Source organism: Alteromonas confluentis, from assembly GCF_001757105.1.
Lineage (GTDB): Bacteria > Pseudomonadota > Gammaproteobacteria > Enterobacterales > Alteromonadaceae > Alteromonas > Alteromonas confluentis.
In genome coordinates this window covers 41,453-66,144 of the sequence record NZ_MDHN01000034.1, presented here as the reverse complement: position 1 = coordinate 66,144, position 24,692 = coordinate 41,453, and the positions used below count along the sequence as shown (strand labels likewise).

General features: G+C 47.4%; 23 protein-coding genes. 10 read left to right on the top strand and 13 right to left on the bottom strand.

All coding sequences use genetic code 11. The features are described from left to right. Positions 1-31 precede the first annotated feature (31 nt). Complete coding sequence (locus tag BFC18_RS14905) at positions 32-895, top strand: aspartyl protease family protein (RefSeq protein WP_070126354.1); 864 nt, start codon at positions 32-34, stop codon at positions 893-895. Positions 896-964: 69 nt separating this feature from the next. On the opposite strand, the gene BFC18_RS14900 is transcribed toward BFC18_RS14905, so the two are convergent. From BFC18_RS14900 to BFC18_RS14880, 5 genes are all read right to left on the bottom strand, one after another. Then, on the bottom strand, positions 965-2,092 hold the full coding sequence (locus BFC18_RS14900) for a HupE/UreJ family protein (RefSeq protein WP_070126353.1): 1,128 nt from the start codon (positions 2,090-2,092) through the stop codon (positions 965-967). A 17-nt stretch (positions 2,093-2,109) separates the two neighbouring features. After that, on the bottom strand, positions 2,110-3,201 hold the full coding sequence (locus tag BFC18_RS14895) for a tetratricopeptide repeat protein (RefSeq protein WP_070126352.1): 1,092 nt from the start codon (positions 3,199-3,201) through the stop codon (positions 2,110-2,112). A gap of 48 nt (positions 3,202-3,249) precedes the next feature. After that, entirely contained in the window at positions 3,250-3,735 is a 486-nt protein-coding gene (locus BFC18_RS14890) for an Ig-like domain-containing protein (protein ID WP_245680402.1), read from the bottom strand. A 9-nt stretch (positions 3,736-3,744) separates the two neighbouring features. Then, positions 3,745-5,337: a DUF4331 domain-containing protein gene (locus BFC18_RS14885; protein WP_070126350.1), complete on the bottom strand. Its 1,593-nt coding sequence runs from the start codon at positions 5,335-5,337 to the stop codon at positions 3,745-3,747. Between the two features lie 160 nt (positions 5,338-5,497). Continuing rightward, complete coding sequence (locus tag BFC18_RS14880; protein ID WP_070126367.1) at positions 5,498-6,148, bottom strand: SDR family oxidoreductase; 651 nt, start codon at positions 6,146-6,148, stop codon at positions 5,498-5,500. Between the two features lie 197 nt (positions 6,149-6,345). Here BFC18_RS14880 and BFC18_RS14875 point away from each other — a divergent pair, with 197 nt between their 5' ends. From BFC18_RS14875 to BFC18_RS14860, 4 genes are all read left to right on the top strand, one after another. Continuing rightward, positions 6,346-7,350 carry an alpha/beta fold hydrolase gene (locus BFC18_RS14875; protein WP_070126349.1) on the top strand — a complete coding sequence of 335 codons (1,005 nt, stop codon included), beginning with the start codon at positions 6,346-6,348 and terminating at the stop codon, positions 7,348-7,350. 242 nt (positions 7,351-7,592) lie between these two features. Continuing rightward, entirely contained in the window at positions 7,593-9,104 is a 1,512-nt protein-coding gene (gene scpC, locus BFC18_RS14870) for a succinyl-CoA:acetate CoA-transferase ScpC (protein ID WP_070126348.1), read from the top strand. Positions 9,105-9,341: 237 nt separating this feature from the next. Then, the gene (locus BFC18_RS14865; protein WP_342670045.1) at positions 9,342-9,728 is read left to right on the top strand and encodes a type II toxin-antitoxin system RelE/ParE family toxin; all 387 of its coding nucleotides are present in this window, start codon (positions 9,342-9,344) and stop codon (positions 9,726-9,728) included. Further along, complete coding sequence (locus tag BFC18_RS14860) at positions 9,721-10,023, top strand: helix-turn-helix domain-containing protein (protein WP_070126347.1); 303 nt, start codon at positions 9,721-9,723, stop codon at positions 10,021-10,023. Before BFC18_RS14865 ends, BFC18_RS14860 begins: the two co-directional genes overlap by 8 nt. A 54-nt stretch (positions 10,024-10,077) precedes the next feature. Here the strand turns inward: BFC18_RS14860 and BFC18_RS14855 are convergent, their stop codons facing one another. Next, the gene (locus BFC18_RS14855; protein WP_070126346.1) at positions 10,078-11,397 is read right to left on the bottom strand and encodes a mechanosensitive ion channel family protein; all 1,320 of its coding nucleotides are present in this window, start codon (positions 11,395-11,397) and stop codon (positions 10,078-10,080) included. A 246-nt stretch (positions 11,398-11,643) separates the two neighbouring features. On the opposite strand from BFC18_RS14855, the gene BFC18_RS14850 reads away from it, so the two are divergent. Beyond that, positions 11,644-12,057 carry a Dabb family protein gene (locus BFC18_RS14850; RefSeq protein ID WP_070126345.1) on the top strand — a complete coding sequence of 138 codons (414 nt, stop codon included), beginning with the start codon at positions 11,644-11,646 and terminating at the stop codon, positions 12,055-12,057. A gap of 85 nt (positions 12,058-12,142) precedes the next feature. On the opposite strand, the gene dld is transcribed toward BFC18_RS14850, so the two are convergent. The 3 genes from dld to cspE all read right to left on the bottom strand — a co-directional run bounded on the left by dld (position 12,143) and on the right by cspE (position 15,550). Further along, the gene (gene dld / locus BFC18_RS14845) at positions 12,143-13,876 is read right to left on the bottom strand and encodes a D-lactate dehydrogenase (RefSeq protein ID WP_070126344.1); all 1,734 of its coding nucleotides are present in this window, start codon (positions 13,874-13,876) and stop codon (positions 12,143-12,145) included. Positions 13,877-13,932: 56 nt separating this feature from the next. After that, positions 13,933-15,243, bottom strand: a complete 1,311-nt coding sequence (locus BFC18_RS14840) for a DEAD/DEAH box helicase (protein ID WP_070126343.1) — start codon at positions 15,241-15,243, stop codon at positions 13,933-13,935. 97 nt (positions 15,244-15,340) lie between these two features. Then, entirely contained in the window at positions 15,341-15,550 is a 210-nt protein-coding gene (gene cspE, locus BFC18_RS14835; RefSeq protein ID WP_070126342.1) for a transcription antiterminator/RNA stability regulator CspE, read from the bottom strand. Positions 15,551-15,949: 399 nt separating this feature from the next. Between cspE and BFC18_RS14830 the strand changes: the two genes are divergently transcribed. Further along, positions 15,950-18,034 (top strand): EAL domain-containing protein, encoded by a 2,085-nt coding sequence (locus BFC18_RS14830; RefSeq protein WP_070126341.1) that lies wholly within the window; start codon positions 15,950-15,952, stop codon positions 18,032-18,034. A 13-nt stretch (positions 18,035-18,047) separates the two neighbouring features. Here BFC18_RS14830 and BFC18_RS14825 read toward each other — a convergent pair whose 3' ends face one another. The 3 genes from BFC18_RS14825 to BFC18_RS14815 form a co-directional block, all read right to left on the bottom strand. Beyond that, the gene (locus tag BFC18_RS14825; protein ID WP_083273116.1) at positions 18,048-18,473 is read right to left on the bottom strand and encodes a hypothetical protein; all 426 of its coding nucleotides are present in this window, start codon (positions 18,471-18,473) and stop codon (positions 18,048-18,050) included. Continuing rightward, positions 18,473-19,699: a TonB-dependent receptor gene (locus tag BFC18_RS14820; RefSeq protein ID WP_139139026.1), complete on the bottom strand. Its 1,227-nt coding sequence runs from the start codon at positions 19,697-19,699 to the stop codon at positions 18,473-18,475. Before BFC18_RS14820 ends, BFC18_RS14825 begins: the two co-directional genes overlap by 1 nt. Before the next feature lie 65 nt (positions 19,700-19,764). Then, positions 19,765-20,805, bottom strand: a complete 1,041-nt coding sequence (locus BFC18_RS14815; protein ID WP_070126339.1) for a PLP-dependent cysteine synthase family protein — start codon at positions 20,803-20,805, stop codon at positions 19,765-19,767. A gap of 186 nt (positions 20,806-20,991) precedes the next feature. Between BFC18_RS14815 and BFC18_RS14810 the strand changes: the two genes are divergently transcribed. Next, positions 20,992-21,234, top strand: a complete 243-nt coding sequence (locus BFC18_RS14810; RefSeq protein ID WP_070126364.1) for a TIGR03643 family protein — start codon at positions 20,992-20,994, stop codon at positions 21,232-21,234. Between the two features lie 64 nt (positions 21,235-21,298). Here the strand turns inward: BFC18_RS14810 and asd are convergent, their stop codons facing one another. Continuing rightward, positions 21,299-22,420, bottom strand: coding sequence for an aspartate-semialdehyde dehydrogenase (gene asd, locus BFC18_RS14805; protein ID WP_070126338.1), 1,122 nt, complete (start codon positions 22,418-22,420; stop codon positions 21,299-21,301). A 737-nt stretch (positions 22,421-23,157) separates the two neighbouring features. On the opposite strand from asd, the gene BFC18_RS14800 reads away from it, so the two are divergent. Both BFC18_RS14800 and cyoA read left to right on the top strand, forming a co-directional pair. Further along, positions 23,158-23,568: a hypothetical protein gene (locus BFC18_RS14800; RefSeq protein WP_070126337.1), complete on the top strand. Its 411-nt coding sequence runs from the start codon at positions 23,158-23,160 to the stop codon at positions 23,566-23,568. Positions 23,569-23,751: 183 nt separating this feature from the next. Next, a complete protein-coding gene (gene cyoA, locus BFC18_RS14795; RefSeq protein ID WP_070126363.1) occupies positions 23,752-24,690 on the top strand; it encodes a ubiquinol oxidase subunit II in 939 nt (312 codons plus the stop codon). Positions 24,691-24,692: the final 2 nt, after the last annotated feature.

The window sequence follows — 24,692 nt, the reverse complement described above, 5'->3', positions numbered from 1 at the left end:
AGTCGAAAAAATACAAATCACGGAGACTGTTATGAAACTGTCGTTGTTACTGACATTATGCGCGGTTACAGCAAGTGCATGGGCTACCCAAGACACGACGTTGTCGACGGAAATGCGGTACGACTCACGTAATCGCCCGGTTATCGCTACGGAAGTAAATGGTCAGGGTCCCTACTACATGGTGGTGGATACCGGTGCCGAATCCAGTTTAATGATGCCAGCGCTGGCAGATCTGCTTAAACTGGAGAGCTTTGACAGCGGGCTCACGATTAACGGCGCGACAGGTACCATAGCCGCAAAAGCCTATCCTGTGGATTCATTTAAAAGTGATCTGTTCGATATCAGCTATGTTGGGCTGTTAGCAATGCCTAATGCAGGCGCCACAGAAGCAGCAGGCATTATCGGTATGGATCTGTTTGCTGAAAAGGCGTTGGTTTTTGATGCGGCTGCACACCAGCTTCGCACCGTCCCATCCGGTGAAGTAGAAGGAAATTATCTGACCGTTCCCGCGATTAGGCGCGACGGCCTACTCGTTCATATCAATGTAAAAATGAACGGCGTTGAGATACCTGCACTCATCGATACCGGCGCAGCTGCCACCATCGCTAATGCGTCGGCATTAAAAGCGCTGGGCTGGCGAACAACAGACGCTCATCTGATTGATGATGGCACTATACTTGGTGCGACATCGAACACGAGCGCAATCAAAAAAGCCTCGGTGAGCACTATTTCTGTGGGCAGCATCACCATGCGTGATGTACCGGTTCGCTTTACGATGAATACCGAGGGTCAGCCCCCGGAATTAATCCTGGGAGGCGATGTGCTGAATAGCCTATTGGGATTTGCTATCGATTTTCCTAAACAGGAATTTTTAGTAAAGCTCCCTGAAGAATAAACAGCCGCACCGTCCCATCGTTTATTCGTGATGCATTCTAAATAGCCAGGCATCACACGCTAAATTTAACTAAAAGCGCTGAATAGCCCAATTCAGCGCGATAAGCGCAATTACCGACGACGCTAATGGCATTATCGCCGAAGCATAAGCACGTACATGCCGAAGCGCCAACAGCACCGGTAGTAGCAGTAGCACCACGACTAACTGTCCGATTTCTACACCGATATTAAACGATGCTATGGCCAAAAGCGGACTCGCAGCATTCGCCTGCAACTCTCCGAAAACGCTGGCAAAGCCCATTCCATGCAGTAAGCCAAACGCAAAAGTAATCAATACCAAACGGTGAATTACCGGCCAAATATTGTTTAGCGCCGTGAGCATAACTGAGATGGCAATGCCGAATTCAACCCAGCGACTTGAGGGTTGATACCAACCCAGTGCCGTGGTGGTAAGTGTGACTGAATGTGCCACGGTAAAAGCCGTGACCAGCCACAATGTAGATTTGAGAATAGTGCCAGTTCGCTCCTCACCCAGCCAACGATTGTCTTTTCTTACCAAATTAACAGTGAGCAGCGTGGCCAGTAAAAACAGAATGTGGTCTATGCCAATCCAAATATGAATGATGCCCTGATACACAAAGGTCGTTATTGTCTGCCAGGCTGTAGCACCTGAGTCCGTCGCCAGCGTACTTTCTCTGTGAGAACGAGTGAATACATCAGTATGGCTAGCACCACCGATTATCGCCGTTAGCAGGGTTTTGTGACTCTCTTCCATGTCAAATACCCCCTGGTAACTAACAACTAAAGCGGAGTCTGTAGGGCAAGTAAGCGTGAATGGAATCGCTATCAAATCGATGCCAGATATGCTCTCCATGGCAACGTCTTTAAAGGCCGGGCGACATAGCGTTTCCTGCTGGGTAAAGCGTAACACTGAGGCGGCATAATCATGTAAACCGGGCTGTGCTGCCTTCACCTCTTGCCAGGTAAGATCGCCGTCGAAATTCTCGTCGAGCTTCACCTCAATCTCAAGGTCATAAGGCATCAACGACAATCTTCCCTCAAGCTGACGCGTGTTTTCACCAGACAGGGTTAAATAGCCATTACTCAGCTCGTGCGCAAAACTCTTACTGGCGACTAAAAAACTGAGCTGAAGCACCATTAGTACTATTGAAAGCTTTGCGTAATACACCCAACGCATAGGGTACTCCATTTTATTTACTGTCTTAATTCCAACGCATTGGCTCGTTGCAATAACATTTTATCGTCCCAGGTTTTGCCGTGCTCCCAATTGAGCTTTGCAAAGTGCATTGCCTTCACCGGGTCAGCATTTACATCGAGGTAATACCGCGCCAACTGCGCAGCATGCACATTGTCACCACGCCACTCCCGCATTGTAACGCGTTGCTTCATAATCTGTTGCCAGTCGTCGTTGGTGGCTAACGTAGCTTCCGCCTGAGCGAGTCTGACAAGTATGGCATCATCTACATTAGAAGGCGCCTTGATCAGCGGTGTAAGTATATCAATAACAGCACTGGCGCGTCCCAATTCAAGCTGGATGTCGGCCCAAAGGGCAACCCGGCTAATCGGCGCAGCCGACAAATCAGTGTCGCTGAGGTAGCCCGCCGCCTCTTCAGGTTTATTCAATGCCATTGCCATCGCCGCTAGAATTTCTCCTGCCCAATTATCGATGGCAGGAGCGCGATCGAGACCTGAGAACTTACGTAGTTGCTGCAATTTTTGATAGTCTGCTTCGTCTGGCTGCTGCTGAGCATCGATATCCAGCAAACAAATGGCGGCGAATGTGGGCTCGCCGATGCCAGCCAACTTTTGACAGGCCTTGCGTGCCTGTTCAGGGCTTCCCCGATTCACTTCCACTGTAGCTAGTAACATAAGGGCTGAAGCTGATGCCCTGTGTTGTCTGATCGTGTTGTCGAGCACTTCAGCAGCCTCGTCAAACTGATGTTGTTGTTGCAATAATCTGGCATGAAAAATATGCCATTCGGGATTAGCAAGTTGTGCATTCAACCCGCGTTGGGTTTGTCTATAGAGTTTGCGTAGCACTTTTTCCGAGCCATTTAACGTACGGGCTTGCGCCAACTCCTGCTGCAATGTCTGCACATCGGGTAATGCATCAGAGGGCCGTTCCCAACTCGCGATAATTGTGTTGTTGTCCGGATAGTAAACTGCAGCTTCTGCATGATTATTGACACTTACCCCAAGTGTTACCAACACGGTAATGAGCAAAGTTACAGCACCCGCACAGATTATGCCGGTAAGCAGCGTTGTAACCTCTTTCGCTATTCTCATGGCTAGTTCCCTGTTATAAAGCCATCCCTGGCCAAATGTACTGTGGTATTAATAATCGCTCAGCAAATCATCGTAGGCTGTAGGATCATCATCATCAGAGAACTCTCTGCCATTAACAGGCAAAGGCGTGTCCGTTGCAGATTGATTAAAAGCGGCACGTATGTACGCTGCACTCTCCACCTGCTCGGCTTCAACCGTAATACCAATGGTGCCACTCACAGGGTCACTTTCACCATCTGTTACCGTGAAAGTAAACATGTCCTCACCGGTGAATTCACTCGCAGGAGTGAATGTAAAACTGCCGTCGCTGGCAACTTCAACCGTACCGTTCGAAGGCGTGTCAGCGAGCGCGAACGTCAGTGTGTCGCCATTTTCGTCAGTTGCCGTCAGCATATCGGAAAAAGGGGTATCCACTGTGGTAGTGAAATTGTCGGACACCACTTCTGGCGCGTAATTGACGACCTCATCATCATCGTCACTGCCACAGCCGGTAAGCACCAGGCTCGCGGCTGCGAGTAAGTATAAATGTTTCATCATGGCTCCTTATTCTGCTGAGCCAGAAATAGGCGTGGCAAGGTACGGGAAGCTGCTATTCATCATTGATGCGTCTACCGGCGCACCATCGGTAAACGGCACGTTACCCACGCTGGCATCTTCTTCTGCACACAGTCCTAAATCCGTTGGCTCACCGTTTACCGGGATCGGATAGCATAAGGCGCCCATCACCACGCGAAGAGCTATATCTACCACGTCATCACCAGGGCGGCGTCCATTTGGGAAACCCGCCAGATCATCGCCAGCTACGCCAAACGCAGACTGCTCACCTGCTGGTGTCGCGGCAATGGCGGTGTTCAAACGGAGCATTTCTGATGCGGTCACTGAAGCCTGCTGGTTAACTCCCGGGAAACCGGTGAGAAATGCAGTGACCAAATCGTTACGGGGAAAATTAGTGGGTGCTAATGTTTCGATAGACGTGCCAAGCGTTGTATTTACGGCATCACGAAACAGAATATTCAGCAGTTCAGGTAGCACGGGATGGGTCACATAGTCGGCAAACTGACCATCTTCAGATGGATGCGACGAGTTAAACTTATCCTTGTCGGCAAGACCAATTACCAACTCATTGACCAATGGGCTACCCAAACGAGAAACCTGTGTCATCGCGCCGCTAGCCACGGCGGGTTTATCGAAGGTGGCGTTTGGGTTCAAAATTCTGGCTTGTGGCAAACTGGCGGTGGTCCACGCACCAACGGTTCCGTTACCGTCACCGGTGATACACGCAGCCGGAATTTCAACGGCAATGGAAGTCACATTTTTGTCAGCTAAATCATCATTATCGGCACTCTGCGTTATGCCGCCAGGGAAACCATCACCGTCTCCAGCTCCTGGTGCGCTATCACCTTCAACGGGCACATAATTCACCAGGTCAAAGGTATCCCCTAGATTTACTACGAAGGGGTCTTTGCGTTGTCCAACAAAAACCTTACCGTTATTGTCGCAGCCGGGCACAGAAAAACTATACACAAACTGACCTGCATAGCGTTCGTATTCTGTGGAACTGGTAAAGGTTTTGTCACCAATGTAGTCCAGCGGCTTTGAGAATGTGTCACCTTCAGATGGCATTAGCATGGTACGTTCGCCAGTACGCGCGTTTCCGCTAACCCACGTCATGGTGTAACTTTCGGAAAAGTTGGCGTTGCTTTGGTCGTCAGCGCTAACCGGCCCTACATTTTTCAGTGGCACTTTTATCATCTTCTGGTCGCCTTCCGGCCCCACCGGTAAAGCCACGCCCTCGTTATCAGCCGCTAGCATTGCGTTGAACTGGAACGCAAAAGTGATATCTTCCATGGCGTCGCCATCATTATCGATATGGATGGCATAAACAGCATCTGGGTCCATAGCAAAATAATTCGGGCCCCCGTAAGCGTCCTGCAACGGAATGTAGTTAGCTATTAGTGTTACGTAACCTTCGCGACTGGTTTCATAGCTATTAAACATATAAAAATCGGTGGCATCGACCGTTGGAGCACGCGTAATTGCAGGTGCTTCTCGGTGGCTTGAGGCCAAAACAGAAGTAGAAACACCTGCAATTAATGCAGCTGAGACAGCGAGGCTGAGCGGTTTGAACGGGGACATAGACATACCTTTTTTTGTGAATGTACAACTAGCCATACGGGGATGATGGCTAACTAGATGCATCATTTTTTAAAATTATTTAAAAAAATCTTGAAAAGTATGTAACAAAAAACCTATACCGCCAGTAAAAATCCGCTCTGATCTGACTTCTTACTGTTCTCTAAACAAATTTTCCGATAGCTTCGTCAACCGGTACATCACCATCAGTGAGCTCGATAATTTTGTGCGTCAGTGCTTTGTTATCGATAATAGCCCGAATGGTATCGGCGACATTGTCACGAGAAACATCACCATATTTAATTGCATAGCCTGCGTTCACCTTCCCGGTGCCTTCTTCGATGGTCAACGTGCCTGGACGAAGAATAACCCAATCCAACTCACTTTCAGCAAGGTACGCATCCGACAGACGTTTAACCCGCATATAGTTTTCAAAGGTGTCTGAAATCTTTTTACCACGACCCGCATCAGGAAAAGCAGAAACTAACACAAACCGTTTAGCGCCAGCGGCAATAGCGGCATCTACGGTTTTTTCCAGGCCCTCGCCATCAACCTTGTTCGTAAGCTCTTCACTGGCACCACCCGCACCCGCGGTGAACACAACGGTATCGCAACCTTTGATGGCCGAAGCCAGGGTGGGTACATCGGTTTCTGTAATACTCAATAAGCACGTGCGTGCACCCCGCCCTTCCAGATCCTGCTGTTGCTGCTCCTTTCTGTGCATTGCAACAACGTGATGACTTCCCTTAACCAGTTTTGAAACAAGACGGGTACCCACATTGCCCGCAGCACCAACAACAAATACATTCGCCATTTTCATACTCCTATGATGTGACCTTTGCCGCCCTGAAAGGCAGCGAAATGAAATAAGTACCTCTTTGTTACTCACCGAGTGGTCTTGAGATCAACCTTTGCGACGCGACGACCGAAAACGACGATCTATCGATAAAGTGAACAACTCAGAGTATCTACGGTATAAAAATGAGATTATTTATATCCCGGAGTCTATTTATGTTTCGAGTGTTTTCCCTAGCCTTTCTATTCTGGCTTAGCGCTTTTCATTCAATTGCTGCCACCATTCCCCCGATGGACAAGCGCTTATCCAATTTGAGTTATCCCTTCACTGTCGACACTTACCACTTTACCTCTCAAGGCAAAGCGTTAGACATGGCCTACATGTATTTGCCGCCGAAAGAAAATAAACCTGTTGTCACATTGCTTCATGGTAAGAATTTTAATGGTGCATACTGGCAGCAAACGGCTGAGTTTCTGCAAGACAACGGCTACGGCGTGCTGATCCCAGATCAGATCGGCTTCGGGAAGTCGTCTAAACCCACTGACTATCAATATAGCTTTGCTGCGCTGGCCACCAATACCCGCGGGCTGCTGGAAAAGTTAGACATTGATCAGAGCGTGATAGTAGGCCATTCCATGGGTGGCATGCTAGCCACCCGCTTTGCATTATTGTTTCCCGAACATACCGCCAAACTGGTTCTAGTGAATCCCATTGGCCTGGAGAATTATCTGCTTTATGAAAGCTACCCTGATATCGAAACGGCGTTTCAACGAGAGCTGAATAAAAAACCAGAGAACATCGTGACCTATCAGCAAAAGAACTATTACGATGGTAAGTGGAACGCCGACTACGCTAGCCATGCGGCTTTTCTGCAGGGATGGATAAAGGGAGACGACTGGCCACAGTTGGCGAAAGTGGCAGCTTTGACCTACGACATGATTCTTACCCAACCCGTAATAGAGGATTTTCAATATTTAAAAGTACCCTCTACTTTGATCATTGGCACCCGGGATCGCACCGCGCCAGGGCGGGCAAGCAAACGTGAAACGGTTACCCGCGAACTCGGCCGCTATGACAAGTTGGGTGCCGAAGTGAAACAACGAAACAGTACGCTTTTCGTTGTTGAATTGGAGGGGCTGGGCCACCTGCCACAGATTGAAGACTTTGCCACTTTTAAAGTCCCTTTTTTGAAAGCAGTTGAATTAGCGCCTGCCTTATAAGGGCGCTTAATTAAGATTTCACCAAAACTTCACAAGATCGTCAAACTACGGCGAAATAGCGAATATCAGCGGCGAAATATCCTCTACATACCACTGAGGTCTTATTCCGTTAACGAAATATCGGTGTACAGTTTACATCGATATTAAGCTTTATCGACATATCGTTCTCATTCGTTGTATTCCGTTTTCTCACACATCTTCGAATAGACTTTTTTATCCGTATAAACACGATCGGAGTGAACATGTTTTCTGAATCCAGGGTTTTGTGTCCGCAATTAAAAAGCAAAATAATGACCGCTGAACAGGCTGCGGCATTTATTAGCGACGGCGACACAGTCGGTATGAGTGGTTTTACTGGCGCTGGCTACCCTAAATCTCTACCCCGCGCGCTGGCAGATCGTGCCGGAGCTGAACACAAAGCCGGAAGGCCTTTTCAGATTAATCTCTGGACCGGCGCATCGACAGCACCAGAATTGGATGGTGTACTCGCTGAAGCCCAGGGTATTAATATGCGCCTGCCGTTCCAGTCTGATCCTACCTGCCGTAAGCAAATCAATAATGGGCAGATGCACTACATCGATATACACCTGTCAGAAGTTTCCCAGTACGCCTGGTCCGGTTTTCTGGGAAAACTGAATATCGCTGTTATCGAAGTGACGGCAATTCATGAAGATGGGCGCCTGATCCCGTCATCTTCTATCGGTAATAACAAAACCTGGATTGAACAGGCTGATAAAATCATTCTCGAAGTAAACAAGGGCCAGAACCTGAAACTGGAAGGCATGCACGATATTTATTACGGCACCGCACTACCGCCCCACCGTAAACCGATTCTGATGACCAAAACCGACGATAGAATTGGCGACAGTTATTTCCGTATTCCGCCAGAAAAAATTCTCGCCGTTGTTGAAACAGATGCACCAGACAGAAACAGCCCTTTTACCCCCCCTGATGCAACATCACGACAAATTGCCGACCATATTCTGGATTTTTTCCAGTTCGAAATTAACAAAGGCCGCTTACCGAAAGAACTATTGCCGCTGCAATCCGGCGTAGGTAACATTCCGAACGCCGTGTTGGAAGGTTTGGATACCGGAGGCTACAAAAACCTCACCGCTTACACAGAAGTAATTCAGGACGGCATGCTGAAGATGCTCAAATCCGGAACCTTGTCGTCAGCTTCTGCAACGGCCTTCTCTTTGAGCCCCGTGGCGCTTGAAGAACTGAACGACAATATCGACTTCTATCGTGAGAGAATCATTCTGCGTCAACAGGATATCAGTAATCACCCGGAAGTGGCCCGTCGTCTTGGCGTAATTGCCATGAATGGTCTGCTTGAGGCAGATATCTACGGCAACGTGAATTCTACCCATGTAATGGGTACCCGAATGATGAACGGTATTGGCGGTTCTGGTGACTTTGCCCGTAACGGCTATTTGTCGATTTTTGTGACGCCTTCCATTGCTAAAAACGGGGCCATTTCGTCAATTGTGCCTATGGTTTCACACGTCGATCACACCGAACACGACACCAAAGTGATTGTGACCGAACAGGGTCTGGCGGACTTACGTGGCCTCTCGCCTCGTCAGCGGGCTAAACTCATTATCGACAAATGTGCACACCCTGACTTCAGAGATCGCCTGCATGATTACTTCGAGCGCGCCTGCGCAACCGGCCGCGGCATGCACACCCCGCATATTCTGGGCGAAGCGCTGAGCTGGCATGAGAACTTTGAACGCTACGGGAAGATGTAGCAGCTAAATAGTCATGTTTTTCTTAGAGGAAGCCTGTGCATAGTCACAGGCTTTTTTGCTTCTAAAATACTTCCGTTATTCAGTCCAGTTTCGCTTCCTTCGGCATGCTGCCAATATTTTCCTCTAAGTACTTTCTCTTTTGTTCAGAGTTAGGCATTCATTTGAGTGCAGCTAATAAGTTAGCTCACCAGAGATAAATATTCCCCCTGCAATGTAAAACCTTGAAACTATACCCCGTTGGAGTACACTTTGATTTATAAAACGAAGGAGTTTGTGTCTTTAACGAAAAAAACAAACCTGAGCGATACAAGCCTTGTCGACGCTTGTAATGAGATCGCCGCAGGCCTATTCGATGCAGACCTCGGCGGTAACGTCTATAAAAAGCGTATAGCGACCGGCCATCGAGGAAAAAGTGCAGGTTACAGGACCATCATAGGAGCAAACATTGGTAACAAGTACTTCTTTCTCTACGCGTTTTCTAAAAAGACAAAAGCGAACATTAGCGCCAGTGAAAAGTTGGCTCTGAAAGAAATAGCGATGACTTTTCTAAATTTTACTCAGGCTGAAATTGATACGCTGATTGAAGATGGTGAACTATTTATCGTGGGAGGTGATTATGAGTGAAATTCTTAAGTCCGTGCATAAAACAGCTAAGGGTCTACGCAAATCTGGTGTGATAGAAAAAACCACCATGCGCAAATTCGACGCTTTATGCTTAACAAGCGTCCAAGCGTTTACACCGGAGCAAGTTAGAAATCTGCGCTTGAAGTACAATCTATCTCAGCCTGTATTTGCGCAGTACTTTAATGTTAGTGACAAATTAGTCAAAAAATGGGAACAAGGCGATAGTACCCCGAGGGGGCCTGCCTTAAAAATGCTCTCCATTGCGGAGAAAAAAGGACTAGAAGTCATTGCATGAAGGTAAAAAAAGGGCCTGTGAAACTCACAGGCCCTTTGGCTATTCACTGAATCACTACGGCGTAGTGTTACTCAGTTTAATTGCATCTTCGTTGATGACACGGACTTCCCGTTGCGGGAACGGAATTTCAATATCGTGTTCGCGCAGCGTTTCGAATACCATCAGCAGTAAGTCGCCACCTACCCGGTTTTGTCCATCATCAACGCCTTCCATCCAGAACTCGACGAACATGTTTACGCCGGAGTCACCGAAGCTGTCAATTTCACAGTCAGGACGATATTCAACCGCTACGTCATCACCGCTGATCACTTGCGGATGTTCAGATACGGCGTCTTTAATGATTTCCACCATTGAGCGAATATCCGTTCTGTAGGCTACAGAGAAATCAATACGATAGCGCTGCTTCGAGTCTTTGTGGGTCCAGTTAACCAGTAGCGAGTTAATGAACTTTTCATTTGGTACCAGAATGTCTTTGCCGTCATAGGTTTCAAGCACGGCATAGCGCATTTTGAATTCACGAACGAAACCTTTACTGCCATCGTCTAATTCCACGTAATCACCCACCGTCAGCGAGCGATCGAGCAGAATGATGATACCCGAGATAAAGTTCGACGCGATGGACTGTAAACCAAGACCAAGACCCACACCCACAGCACCACCAAATACCGCCAGTGCTGTAAGATTAATGCCCATGATGTTCAGTAACAGCAGGAAGATAACGCAGAACAGCGCCACTTCGAACAGCTTGGCAAATACCTCTTTGGTAGAAACATCCAGCTTCTTCTGATTACGGATAATATCTTTACCCATATTGTTGGAAGCGCGGCCAAGCCAGAACAGCAGAATACCAAACACCAGAACGCGAAGAATGCCATAAGCAGAAATATCAACGTTGCCCACTGAAAACGAAACGGTTTCCAGTGCGCCAATGACTTTCGGCAATACATCAATTAAGTGCAGAAACACAATGGGCAGACCAATCCAGCGCAGGAAAGCGGCAATTCCCTTGTTAACCACAAAGTTACTGATTATCGAGTTTAAGAACAGCATCACCGCGATGATCATGGCGATTTCAAGCAACCAGGCATCAAGCTGATATTGTTTACCCAGCACACTCGTTAACTTCAATAAGGTAATGGTGAAAACTGGAAACAGCGTCCCCCCCAGCCGGTATACGAACGTTTGAAGAGAGTGCGCCCCGGATTGGGGTTCGTTCCGGGTCATGGGGAACAAATCCCGCACTTTCCGTGATGCCAGCCAGCCAACCAGATAAATGATTAGCAGTGCACCTACCTGATACAGAAACGTGGGGCTGAGTATTTGCTCCAGCGCTTGCTGATAGTAATTTTGAATCGATGAAACAAGGTTTTCCATTAAAGCACCATATGGTTTTTCTTTACGCGGCTTTTTAACTGCATTTATATTTGTCGTAAAGCTTTATCTTCGTTTTTACGATAATAAAATTTTATCCCAACGACCATTTATGTCGATGAATCACCAGTTTGCCTCGTTAGTATTGCGAAAGGTAGTGAAAAAACGCAGGCTAGGTGAAATTTAAGGCGTTTAGACTTGTAGCCAAGAGTACCTCTAAACGCCAGGAGCCAATAATAAGGAACAATGATGACCGATATTACACGCCGAAAATTAATGACAACGGGCGGTGCCCTGGCGGTTACTGCTGCGTTACCTGCCTCAGCCACAGCCTCACCAGACGGTCACAAGACGCCGAAAGTGCATCATATGGTTTACTTTTGGCTTGCCAATCCTGAATCTCAAAGCGATCGAGACAAGCTCATTGCAGGGTTAAAAACGCTGGAAGGCATTCCTCAAGTGCAGAAACTGTTCGTTGGCGTCCCCGCATCCACCATGGTGCGTGATGTGGTTGATAACAGCTTCCACGTTTCTGAGCTGATGATGTTTAACAACACCGAAGATCAGGATGCCTACCAAACCCATCCATTACATTTAAAGTTTGTAGAGGAGTGCTCCGGGCTGTGGGAAAAGGTGGTAGTTCACGACTCACTGATGGTCTAACCCCGCTTAGCGGCCAGATAGGCAGACAAAAAAGGCGAACCTGATAGTTCGCCTTTTGTTTGTTCATTTGCGTAAACGGATTTGCTTAATCGTGTCCGCCACAGCAACTGTCGGAATGCTCTGCCCAGTTTTTCAGCTTGGTGGTTTTACCAATGCCCGGGTTGAAACTGTTCGTCGGATCTAACGAGCGGTAGAAAGACTTCAATGCGTCTTTCGCGAAATACTCGTGCCCTACGTTGTGCTCAGCAGGATATTCCGCATTGCGTGCATCGAAGGTATCGAGGATCTGGTTTTTCAGCTTCTTCGCGTCTACACCTTTTTTCAGCACGTAGTTCTGGTGCATAACGTGGCAGAACAGGTGACCATAGTAGAGTTTGGTGTCGATTTGCTCATCAATCTCTTCTGGCAGCACTTCAAACCAGTCCGGATCGTTACGACGTAACGCCACATCGATGGTCATCATGGCGCCGACATCTTTACTGTTCATGATGTGATAACGGCCAATGGCACCACCCGCCACGAAGCGGTGAAGAATCGCTTTGTCGGCTTCATCTTCGGTACATTCGAAGAAACTGCCTTCGTTGGTTTTAAAGAACTCGGTGAGATACGCGCGGGCTTCGTCTACGCCGTCGTTACTCATTTCCAGAATCCAGTGATGCTGATATTTATCGCGGTACACTTCCATGCGCGCTGGCAGATGCCCTGGGAACAGATAGCTCATATATTGCATCACGCGATCAGACATTTTGTTCGGCAAAAAGCCAAATTTGTCGGTAAATGCATCGAACTTACGCTTAAACGCAAATAGTTTAGGAATAAACTTCGCGCCCAGTTTATTGATCACAATAAACATGTCTTTGCCGTACTTACGGGACACATCGTAACAATCCCGGTGCAGATACTCGCCGGAATCAGGCAGGTTTTTGAAAGTAGACAGAATATCGCGGCGGATTTTAGTGAACATCGCAGAATCATTCGACCCTACGTAGAACACCTGCTTCTTATCAGGAATAGGAAACGTATCCAGACGCACAGCGAATACGGCCAGCTTTCCGGCACAGCCTGAGGCTTCGTGCAGGCGACGACCATCGTTGTTGAAACGTGACGGTGTGTCAGAATCCACATCCCGTACACGCTCATCATATTCATTGTCTGATGCACGCAGTGCTGGGAACTGTACGTTTTCGGCAGCATAATTTTGCTGTTCCAGATTAGCGAGTATTTCCTCCGGCGAATCGCCCAGTTCAATGCCGAGGTTATTCACCAGTGACAGATTGCCGCTCTCATCGATTTGCGCGAACAACGACAATTCAGTGTATGCCGGACCACGTTTTACCAGCGCACCACCAGAGTTGTTACAAATACCACCCACGATGGAAGCACCGATACAGGATGAACCAATCACCGAATGGGGTTCACGACCATAGGGTGCCAGTTTTTCTTCCAGACCAAACAGCGTGCTGCCCGCCAGACCAACAATCTGCTTACCTTCATCGATAAGCTGAATTTGGTCGATACGCATGGTGCTGATGATCACTAGCGGCCTGTCGTAGTCTTTGCCGTCTGGCGTAGAGCCACCGGTAAGACCGGTGTTTGCAGCTTGCATAATAACCGCGACATCGGCTTCTACACACAGTTTCAGTACTTTCCAGATTTCAACCAAGGTTGCAGGTCGCACTACGGCGAGGGCTTCGCCTGAGCCAAACCGGAATCCTTTGGTGTAAGGCTGTTTTTTCTCGGTATCGGTTAGCAGATAGCTTTGTCCGACGACATCGCCCATAGAGGCAATCAAAGACTGGGTATCGATTTGTCCGCTCATAGAGATCTCTGGAAAGGGTTACTGACTAAATTTCAGGCCACGCACTATACACTAATTTAGTTGGCGTGCGAACCAGTAGCCGCACGCTGCGGGCGTCTGCGAGCCGGTTTGCGACGTGCTGGTCTAGCATTGTCAGCGCGCTTTTCACTGCCCTCTTTCTTTACCCCAGGTTGTTTCGGTTTCTTTGGTTTTTTGGTTTTTTTCGGCGCAGAAAGCTTGGTTTCAGCCAGTTTTGCCGACGGTTCAAACCCTTCCAGGGTTTCTCTTGGCAGTAGCTGTTGAATGAGTGTTTCCACGTCTTTCAGCTCCTGCAGCTCATCAGCGCTGACCAGTGACCATGCCTGACCGCTGGCACCGGCACGACCGGTACGGCCAATGCGGTGAACATAGTCGGCCGCCGTGTTAGGCAGATCCACGTTCACCACCACAGGCAACTGGGCAATATCTATACCGCGGGCAGCAATATCGGTGGCAATCAGCGCTTTTACTGTACCGTCTTTAAATTCGGCCAGTGCGCGGGTGCGGGCCCCCTGACTCTTGTTACCGTGAATAGCGGCGCTGGGAATACCAGAACGTGTGAGTTTGTCGGCAATACGGTTTGCGCCATGTTTTGTACGGGAGAAAACCAGCGTCTGCGACCATGCATTACGTTTTATTAATGCAGTAAGAGCACCCACTTTCTGGGTTTTGTCCACATTCACGATTCGCTGCTGCACTTCTTCCACCGTCGTGTTCGGCGGCGTCACCGATATCTTAACCGGCGACTGCGTAATGGATTCTGCCAGTGCGGTTACTGTTGGGTTAAACGTCGCAGAGAACATCAAATTCTGACGTTTTGCCGGCAGCAATTTCAGCACACGCTTAATATCATGAATAAAGCCCATATCGAGCATACGATCGGCTTCATCCAGTACCAATACTTCAAGCTGGTCGAATTTCACTGCGTTTTGCTGATACAGGTCGAGCAAACGGCCCGGTGTGGCCACCAGGATGTCGCTGCCGCCACGCAGTCGTTTCATTTGCGGGTTAATTCCTACACCACCAAATACCACGGTGGATTTCAGATTCAGGAATTGATTGAATCCTCGAATATTATCTTCAACCTGCGCCGCCAGTTCACGGGTGGGCGTCAGGATAAGTGCGCGTACGCTGTTCCCACGAGGCTTATTACTTGCTGCCAGTTTTTCCATAATGGGTAGGGCAAAGCCTGCGGTTTTACCAGTACCGGTCTGAGCGGCTGCCAGCACATCTTTACCAGACAAAATAACCGGAATCGCCTGCTCCTGAATGGGAGACGGAGTTGTATAACCGAGAGCGGTGACCGCTTTAAGTAACGGCGCGCTTAAGCCCAGTTGGGAAAACTGCATGTAAACCTCAAAGAAAATAGATATAGAAGAAGGGTATTACGAAAGAAAAACGGGAGCTCACCAGAGCTCCCGTAATTTTAATTAAGTGGTGACTTAATTAAAGTACAACAACGTCAGCAGCTTGCGGACCTTTGTTGCCTTGTTCAATGCTGAACTGTACAGACTGACCTTCAGTCAGAGTACGGAAACCGTCAGATTTGATCGCACGGAAGTGTACGAATACATCTTTGCCGCCGTCAGCCTGAGAAATAAAACCAAAACCTTTAGATTCGTCAAACCACTTTACAGTACCAGTTGCTGTAGACATAAAATACTCCAGAAATTTAAAAATTGTGGGCAAAAAACCCATGATGCACAGAAGGGCTATCAGGTTTGGAACAAGCGTAGATCTGTAGATTTCTGGAAGTGATGCTTGGAATACTTACAAAGAACTTAAAGATATAGCATTACAAATTGAATAGAACCTTCGAAAGGCAAAAATGATGTTAGCAGTAGTTAACGGGAATAGCCAGTTTATTTTTTAATCATTCTGCTAAAAACACCGCTTTTGTCTGTTAGACATACAACAATTATCCTTAAGGATTAGCGCGGCTAAGTTTCTCAAAAAATTAACGATTAAAAAGTCACCCTTTCGGGCGAGTCCTGCACAACCGACTATACTGAAAAATATAAATAAAAAATAAAACGCGTTACCTCCGGAGTTAGATTGAAGAGTCTTCGTACTGAAATTGCGGCCATCACACTCATTTCAATTACAGTTATCAGCGCACTGGTTATGTGGGTCTCCATTCGCGTTTACGAAGGGTTGTACGAAGATTTTGTGTCTAAGGAACTGAACGCCCTTTCTGAAAACCTCGCTAACGATTTGCTGCCGTTTATGTCGAGTTCGGAGGACACATTTTCTTTACTGAGCATTCTTCTGAAACTCGACGAATACGACAACGTGGAGTTTGCCAAGGTTTTTTCACAAGAAGGTGAATTACTCACCGCTTATGTTGGCAGTGCGTCGGATGAACATACGGTGCAACAAACCGAAAGTGGCCCGGCCTTTGATAGACAACTCTTTTCTTTGCAGCACGGCCTTTTTGTAGAAGAAAGCCATATTAGAGTGGTAAGAATAATCGGCGACCCTGCTCTTCCCCAGGGCAAGCTTGTCATCTCCTATTTGATAGAGCAGTCACTAAAAGCGAGTCAGCAACGCTTTATTTCGTCCATTGTACCGTTCGTGATTTTCATTTTGCTTGCCGCCGTGTTTTGTGTGATTGAATTGCAACGGCGTAGCCTGCTTCCGCTATTTGAACTAATCGATGAGATGCGACGCATTGAAGAAACCAAGGACTACGCCGTGGAAGTTAATGTAGAGGGCAAAACGGAGATCAAAGCTCTGACTCACGGTTTCAATAGCATGATGTCAGATATTAATAAGCAAGCGGAACTGAATCGACAGAAAAACAAACTGCTAACCCGGCAACAAGAACAAATGGAGAAGCTGGCGAATTTCGATCCGCTCACCGGTTTGCCGAACCGCCAGTTTCTTATGAAGTGCCTGAGCATCGAGTTATCACGGGCCAAGCGGGAAAACAGTAATGTTGCCCTATTGTTCCTCGACCTCGATGGCTTCAAGATGGTTAATGATTCTTTCGGTCACGATGTTGGCGACAAGCTACTGTGTAAAATTGCCGATTTGGTTAGTGAAAACCTGCGCGCCGACGATATTGTTGGCCGCTTAGGTGGCGATGAGTTCGTGATAATTCTGTCTGCGGAAACCACATTTGAACAAGTTGAAGAAGTGGCGAATCGATTAGTATCGGTTATTAATGAAGAGCAGTTTGTTGACCAGTGGCGGCTCGAAACCGGGGCGAGTATTGGTGTGGCGTTGGCGAAAGACTGTGAATATAACCTCACCACATTAATGAGTAATGCAGACATTGCAATGTATCACTCAAAGAGAAATGGACGCGGACAATTCACCCTGTTCACACGCATGATGCAGGACGACAACCACCGGATAATCCGCATTTCCACCAGCATTATTAGCGCGCTGGAAAACGATGAATTTTACCTGGTGTACCAACCAAAAGTGAATCAGTCCGGTCATATCGTCGCTTTCGAAGCACTAATTCGCTGGTACAATGCACACCTCGGTATTGTATCACCGGCAGAGTTCATTCCCATCGCCGAACAAAGCAACAAGGTATCGGCCATTACGCAGTGGGTTGTGCAGCAAGTCTGCAACGATATCGATCAAATACTAGGGCAATATGGTGAGTCCACATCGATATCGCTCAACTTGTCTGCCAATGACTTAAAAGACGACTCTGTCACCGGATTTGTACTGGAGAAAATCAAGCTATTAGGTAAGCGCGCCAGTGCCATTGAGTTTGAAATCACCGAGTCGGCTTACCTTAAAAGCTTTCAGGCTGGTAATAAGTTCTTCGAAGATTTACGGACGTACGGATGCAAAATCGCACTGGATGATTTTGGTACAGGCTATTCATCCTTAAGCTATCTCACCGAGTTTAATATCGACACCCTCAAAATAGACCGCCAGTTTGTGAGTCAGATCGGCGTTTCTCAACGTTCAGAACTCATCACGGTGACAATTCTTGAAATGGCAAGACATCTAAAACTCACAGTGTGTGCTGAAGGTGTGGAAACATTGGAACAAGCCAACTTCCTGATTGATCACGGATGCCATACCTTACAAGGGTATTATTACGGTAAACCAGAGCCGCTCAGTTCCCAGACCACTGATTCGTTCCTCCCTGATCTGAACAACAGTTTGTCTTGAGTTAATCCCCGTGTTACCCCGACGTGTACAGCACTGTTAAGGTATCAGGCACATTACTGTCGGCGGGAAGGTAGCCTACGCTTCCCTTGTTATCCAGCAAGTATTGTTTCATTGCTTCAACGGAAGAGACCTGCACGGGTGCTTTGCTTCGGCCACTGAAACGCATTTGCGCCCAATACGACTGAATACGGGATTCTGTTAAGCCAACTACCCGCGCATTAAAAATCAATCGCTCATGTATTCCGGGTTTAAGCGTGACCGGTTCAAATTCCGACGAGGCCCCGCCCATGAATAAATTACGAATTTCGTGCTTTTGCATAGACACTGGAGCAGGAAGATTCGCTACGACCACGATCTCTGAGGCTGCCAGAACCTGCGGCGACACCATGGAGGCGGCTAACAACGATGAAACAATGAGAGTGAGATTCAGAAACTTCATCAGAACACCCACTCAACGCCAAATTGATACAAAACTGCTTTTCGATCAAAGCCCTCTGCGTCCGCTTTCAACTCGAACATGGATGACTTGCCGTTATAGCCGTTGAGGAAGGAAACCTCTGCTTTAAATGCCATGTTCGGCCGAAAATCCCAACGGCCTGTCAGCGTTACCGAATTAAGTTCGTCGGTCGGAAACTGGGAATTGACCTCTTCTATTCCAAAATACAATTGGTCGAGTCTAGGATCGACGCCTAGGGGGATGGTATTTTCAAAGAACGTTAACTCTTGATTGGCTTTAGCATAAGTGACTAAGAACTGGTACTCGCCAAAGTAACGGCCGACGGTAAAGTAGTAGTTTTCGATGCCAGCAAGAATTGTAATGGTTGATGCCACATCAACGTATTCTGCCGACAATACCCAATCCAAACTGTCGTAGGTCAGGCCAAAAATGTAGGCCTCGGTACTGCCATTGATGGTGAAAAAGTTAGCCAGATCGGCGAAACCAGCCTGGTCAAGTGCCGAGGTTAGCGTTTCGATACCTTCTGCACCAGCGCGTATTTTATCAACCAGGAATGAGGCCCCACGAAGCTGCCAACCGTTGTAATTCACTTCAACGATACCGCCATACATATCGTTAGCATCGATATGAAACTTAGCGCCGTTAGCGTCTATGTCATCTGAAAATTCGCCATAGTATGCCTCTACGTCGATGTACACCTGGTCGATATTAAATCGATAACGCAAATTAGCGCCTTCATAGCGCGGAAAAAATAAATAACTACCGTAAAGTTGCCGTGGAGGCGATATCCAGGGGTAGGCATAGCCTACATCAAACACATCCGAGTATTTCAGGTAAGGAGTTCGTAAACGGCCAACCTTTAGTTGCCAGTCAGGATTCGGATCGTAGCTAAGATAAAGCCATTCAAGACCCGACTGGTGCTGGCTATCAGAGTGCAGTAATAATTGACCGGATAATGATATTTCATCGGTTACGGCGTAATCTGCCTGAAACCCGACCAGAGATTTTTCAGTAAAAGTGAGCTCATCTTCGTAGCCTTCGAAGTAGGCTTGATCAGTATCGAGGTAACCGGCAACGACCCGGGCAAAGCCAGAAAACTCAATAGAGGAATCTTCACTTGCCATGCTCGCGCACGGCGTCAGCATGGTTGTTACTACCATGCTGACGAAAAAAATCGCCCTTCGCACCTTGTTTAACTCTCTGTTCATTCAATTATTCTAATAACCGCCTATGAACAAGAGTATTGTCTAAAGTGTAGATTTTGCCAGTCGGCTCAGGCGAATTTTGCTAATTGCTGTTCAAATTCAGTGATATCGCCGAAGGTTGATTTAACCCAATCGGCATTGTGGTAAGTATCGGTGTAACGCTCTCCACTGTCACACATGAGCGTAACAATAGCGCCTTTTTCATTTTTCTTTTCCATTTCAGCGGCAACGTGTAACGCGCCCCATAAATTGGTGCCTGTGGAGGCGCCGGCATTAATGCCCGCAATGTTTGCCAGCCATCTCATGGTGGCAATACTCGCTCTGTCATCCACTTTTATCATGTCGTCAATCACATCGGGCTGGAACGAGGCTTCTACTTTAGGTCTGCCAACCCCCTCAATTTTGCTGCCACGGTCGCTGGTCAACGTTCTATCGCCGGTGCGATAACTGTCATAAAAAACGGAATGTTCGGGATCGACTACCACAAGTCGGGTGTTCAAACCGCGGTAACGAATAAACCGACCTATCGTGGCGGATGTTCCGCCCGTTCCGGCGCTCATCACCACGGTGTGCGGTTCTGGGTGAGGCTCAGCAGACATTTGTCCAAAGATGCTTTCCGCAATGTTGTTATTGCCCCGCCAGTCGGTAGCCCGCTCTGCGAACATGAACTGATCCATAAAATAGCCGTTGCATTCATCGGCTAAACGCTGAGCCTCATCATGCATCTGAGTAGGACAATCAACAAAATGGCAACGTCCACCAAAACGGGTGATCAGATTAATTTTACTCTGCGCAGTGGACTTCGGCATAACGGCAATAAAAGGGATACCCAACATGCGGGCAAAATATGCTTCGGAAACCGCGGTACTCCCCGATGAAGCTTCTACAATAGTGGAGCCCTGATTAATTTTTCCGTTGCAAAGCGCGTACAAAAACAGAGAGCGCGCCAATCGGTGCTTCAGACTGCCAGTAGGGTGCGTACTTTCGTCTTTCAGGTAAATATCGATGCCGTTTAATTTCAGGCCATGCAGTTTAATTAGATGTGTGTCTGCAGAACGCTGAAAGTCAGCATTAATTTTTTGGATGGCGTCGGCAACCCAGGCTCTCATAGTAACTTCCCTTTGATGAATCTGGCGGCAGTATAAAGCCATCTTTGTTGGAATGCCCGCACTCTACCCCATATTCATTCCGTGCTGTCTCGTTAAAGCTTAAATTTTTTTAAACCTTGCTCACTGCTGCAGAAATCAGCAACAGCTTTGATTATGCTTTTGTTTTTTTTGACGCGGAAGAACGTGATGACAGAATCAGACATATCCAGAATCATTGAAATGGCGTGGGAGGACCGCACCCCTTTTGAGGCCATTGAGCGATTGTACGGCCTGAATGAATCAGCGGTGGTTGAGCTAATGCGCAAAGAAATGAAGTCATCGTCGTTCAGAATGTGGCGTAAGCGAATGAGTGGAAGACAAACCAAACATCTGAAAATCCGCCCACCGGGCATTACCCGGGCGTATTGCCCCACCCAATACAAACGCTGAGTTTTCAAACACAAATAAAAAAGGCGATGAAATCTCATCGCCTTTCGTTTTTTCAAATCCGCGTTTATTTGCCAAGCAAAATGCGCAGCATACGACGCAGTGGTTCTGCTGCGCCCCATAACAGTTGATCGCCTACAGTGAACGCTGAAATGTATTCTGGCCCCATGGTCAGTTTACGAATACGGCCAACCGGAATAGACAGTGTGCCGGTTACTTTGGCAGGTGTCAGTTCCTGCATGGTGATATCGCGATCATTAGGGATCACTTTCACCCAATCGTTATGCTTCGCCAACAAAGACTCAATTTCTTCAACGCTTAATTCTTTTTTCAATTTCAGCGTGATTGCCTGACTGTGACAACGCATTGCACCGACACGTACACACAAACCATCAACAGGTATCGGTGCCGATTCAGTACCCAGGATCTTGTTCGCTTCAGCCTGCGCTTTCCACTCTTCACGACTCTGACCAGAAGGCAGTTGTGTATCGATGTACGGGATAAGGCTGCCCGCCAGTGGAACACCAAACTGTTCTGTTGGGTTGTCATCTGAACGGATGAACTCTGCCACCTGACGATCGATATCCAAAATAGCGGTGGATGGGTCTTCAACCAAGGTTTTCACATTGCCATGTACTGCGCCCATTTGGCTTAACAGTTCGCGCATATGTTTAGCACCAGAACCTGAAGCGGCCTGGTACGTCATAGGCGTCGCCCACTCCACTAAATCAGCTTCAAATAACCCACCTAACGCCATCAGCATCAGAGAAACGGTACAGTTACCGCCCACATAGGTTTTAACACCATTTTCCAGGCCTTTATCGATTTCACCGCGGTTTACCGGGTCCAGTACAATAACGGCGTCATCTTTCATGCGCAGCGCAGACGCCGCATCAATCCAGTATCCTTGCCAGCCTGCTTCGCGCAGTTTCGGGTAAACGTCTTTGGTGTAGTCGCCACCCTGACAGGTAATGATAATCTCTTGCGCCGCCAACGCTTCAATATCGGAAGCATCTTCCAACACACCGCAATCTTTACCGGCAAAATCCGGCGCTGGCAGACCCTTTTGAGAGGTAGTGAAAAAGGTTGGCTCAATGAATGAGAAATCGTTTTCTTCCTGCATTCGTTGCATTAACACCGAGCCGACCATACCGCGCCAGCCAACTAAACCAACTTTGTTTTGAGACATTCTCGAACCCTTTTAAATTTCCTCTCCGATGCCTGTCCTGTAGCAAAACCTCTTTATGGGCTCTTTATGCGTTTGCTACATTCATCGGAAACCTGTTGTAAAGGCCGCAGTCTATAAAGAAAGTCTACGCTTTGCCAGTAGCTTTTTATTACCTGGCTCACAGATTCAGGTGAACGGAGGTTTGCGGCAGTACTTAGATGCCACTTAGCTACCAATTTCGGAAGATTGCGTACCCACCTACCGAAGAAGGTCCTCGCTCAAATTCACAATGGAAATCGTAGAATAAACACAAAACCTTTACTAACGAGCATTTTTTAAACAGTTTTGAGAGTTTCATTTGGGAGGGTTCAGAAGATTATCTGATTATTTAGACCATTTAACTTTTGTTTCGCAGTTGTAAATCCCTTAACAAAAGTGAGGATTATAAGGGGAAGGGTTTTCGCAATTTGGTTAGCTTTTGCTACGGTACAATGGGACTTTAGTTGAAGCAATGGTCAAAAATCATCCACATTGACACTTTTTGATACAGATCAAAATTGTCACTTTTGAAAACAAAATGTTAATGGGTTTTATGCACTAGCTACCTGCACACTATTTCGTTACTGAATCTTCATTTTACCCCCCTTGAGTCGCACCGATTTTTTCTCTACTCTCCTACGCCCGAAGACCTAATTTTATGTTCGATGGAATTTTTCTGTCGACACTACGTCGGACCAAACGAGGACACATTTAACAGTATGGCCACCTCTACTTTCACCACAAACGCCTTAGCGGTTTTCGTAAACCGTACGGCAATCGACAGCACGAAAAGTGTTGGCGTGGTGTTATGGTTGGCGACGCTGGTTCTCCTTTTCAACGTTACACTTATTATTAGTGGCATTATGGCTGACTCATCAGAGTTCGTTGGTGCCCTGCACGATAATCTCGTAGTTGAACCCCATTCCTTTGCAATGATGGACGAAGCGCTGTCGTTGTTCTTCTTTTCAGCAATCCTGCTTATTTGTTTGTTGGGCATTCCTGTTCGTCCCGGGCTATTTACCCGCGCGAGCATTGTGACGTCCCGGCAAATGCTAAAGGTCGTTAATGACGACTACCGACAGCCGTTTGTACAACAGTTCGGCAGTCGAGCACCACCTTCTGACAAGTGATTTCTGGTGATTACAGACGTGCCTGCGGGTACCTCTGTAATCAACGGCGCGCCACGTGTCACTACAATTGTTGATTCCTGTCGCGTTCGCTTGTTCGAAAAACTTCGATAGTCACTATCGGAAAATTACGCGTGTCGCCTAACAGCGGCAATAACGTTGAACCCGGGTTATAGGAAAATGCTTTTGTCTATTCGTAACCTTTCTAAACTAGCTCTTGCCACAATCGTGCTGTTACTGGCCGGTTGTAGCGGTGGCGTACTTGATCCGAAAGGACAGGTAGGTATTGAAGAAAAGAACCTGATCATTCTGTGTACGATTCTCATGCTTATCGTTGTTATTCCGGTAATTGTACTCACGCTGTATTTCGCCTGGAAATACCGCGCAAGCCGCGATTTTGAAGTCTACACACCAAAATGGGCTCACTCTACCAAGATTGAAGCCACGGTTTGGTCTATTCCAATTCTGATCATCATTGCTTTGGGTATTATCACGTGGCAATCAACCCACGCCTTAGACCCATACGCCCCGCTTGAAGATAAAGGCGAGCACATGACCGTTGAAGTGGTTTCACTCAACTGGAAATGGCTGTTCATTTATCCTGAGCAAGGCATTGCAACGGTAAACGAATTGGTGATTCCGGCTAACAAGCCAGTTTCATTCAAAATCACTTCTGAAGGCACAATGAACTCGTTCTTCATTCCTCAGTTGGGTAGCCAAATCTACTCAATGGCGGGCATGGAAACTCAGTTACACCTGATTGCTGATGAGCCGGGTACCTATAAAGGTATTTCTGCAAACTACAGCGGTGCAGGTTTCACTGGTATGAAGTTCGACACCATTGCAACGCCAACTGAAGCTGACTTTGATGCCTGGGTTCAGAAAGTGAAATCAGAAGGCGGTTCACTGACTTCTGAGAACTTTACGCAATTAGCTGAAGATAGTGAAAACCACCCTGTCACTTATTACAGCACGGTCAGCGACGGTCTGTTCCACGAAATCATCATGAAGTACATGAAAGATCATGGCTCTATGGATTTCTATGGTAAGCCAGCTAATGCTGCTACAGGCGTAAAAGCCGAAGCGATGCAGCACAAAGGCCATCACATGGGGGTTGAAGAGTAAGT

Excerpts from the sequence above, each read along its gene's own strand:
- BFC18_RS14905 (WP_070126354.1), top strand. The coding sequence starts at position 32 with ATGAAACTGTCGTTGTTACTGACATTATGCGCGGTTACAGCAAGTGCA.
- BFC18_RS14815 (WP_070126339.1), bottom strand. The coding sequence starts at position 20,805 with ATGAGAGCCTGGGTTGCCGACGCCATCCAAAAAATTAATGCTGACTTT.
- BFC18_RS14810 (WP_070126364.1), top strand. The coding sequence starts at position 20,992 with ATGACAGAATCAGACATATCCAGAATCATTGAAATGGCGTGGGAGGAC.
- BFC18_RS14860 (WP_070126347.1), top strand. The coding sequence starts at position 9,721 with ATGAGTGAAATTCTTAAGTCCGTGCATAAAACAGCTAAGGGTCTACGC.
- BFC18_RS14895 (WP_070126352.1), bottom strand. The coding sequence starts at position 3,201 with ATGAGAATAGCGAAAGAGGTTACAACGCTGCTTACCGGCATAATCTGT.
- BFC18_RS14890 (WP_245680402.1), bottom strand. The coding sequence starts at position 3,735 with ATGAAACATTTATACTTACTCGCAGCCGCGAGCCTGGTGCTTACCGGC.
- dld (WP_070126344.1), bottom strand. The coding sequence starts at position 13,876 with ATGAGCGGACAAATCGATACCCAGTCTTTGATTGCCTCTATGGGCGAT.
- BFC18_RS14825 (WP_083273116.1), bottom strand. The coding sequence starts at position 18,473 with ATGAAGTTTCTGAATCTCACTCTCATTGTTTCATCGTTGTTAGCCGCC.
- BFC18_RS14840 (WP_070126343.1), bottom strand. The coding sequence starts at position 15,243 with ATGCAGTTTTCCCAACTGGGCTTAAGCGCGCCGTTACTTAAAGCGGTC.
- BFC18_RS14875 (WP_070126349.1), top strand. The coding sequence starts at position 6,346 with ATGTTTCGAGTGTTTTCCCTAGCCTTTCTATTCTGGCTTAGCGCTTTT.
- BFC18_RS14850 (WP_070126345.1), top strand. The coding sequence starts at position 11,644 with ATGACCGATATTACACGCCGAAAATTAATGACAACGGGCGGTGCCCTG.
- BFC18_RS14880 (WP_070126367.1), bottom strand. The coding sequence starts at position 6,148 with ATGGCGAATGTATTTGTTGTTGGTGCTGCGGGCAATGTGGGTACCCGT.
- BFC18_RS14800 (WP_070126337.1), top strand. The coding sequence starts at position 23,158 with ATGGCCACCTCTACTTTCACCACAAACGCCTTAGCGGTTTTCGTAAAC.
- BFC18_RS14885 (WP_070126350.1), bottom strand. The coding sequence starts at position 5,337 with ATGTCCCCGTTCAAACCGCTCAGCCTCGCTGTCTCAGCTGCATTAATT.
- cspE (WP_070126342.1), bottom strand. The coding sequence starts at position 15,550 with ATGTCTACAGCAACTGGTACTGTAAAGTGGTTTGACGAATCTAAAGGT.
- BFC18_RS14820 (WP_139139026.1), bottom strand. The coding sequence starts at position 19,699 with ATGAACAGAGAGTTAAACAAGGTGCGAAGGGCGATTTTTTTCGTCAGC.
- asd (WP_070126338.1), bottom strand. The coding sequence starts at position 22,420 with ATGTCTCAAAACAAAGTTGGTTTAGTTGGCTGGCGCGGTATGGTCGGC.
- scpC (WP_070126348.1), top strand. The coding sequence starts at position 7,593 with ATGTTTTCTGAATCCAGGGTTTTGTGTCCGCAATTAAAAAGCAAAATA.
- BFC18_RS14855 (WP_070126346.1), bottom strand. The coding sequence starts at position 11,397 with ATGGAAAACCTTGTTTCATCGATTCAAAATTACTATCAGCAAGCGCTG.
- BFC18_RS14900 (WP_070126353.1), bottom strand. The coding sequence starts at position 2,092 with ATGCGTTGGGTGTATTACGCAAAGCTTTCAATAGTACTAATGGTGCTT.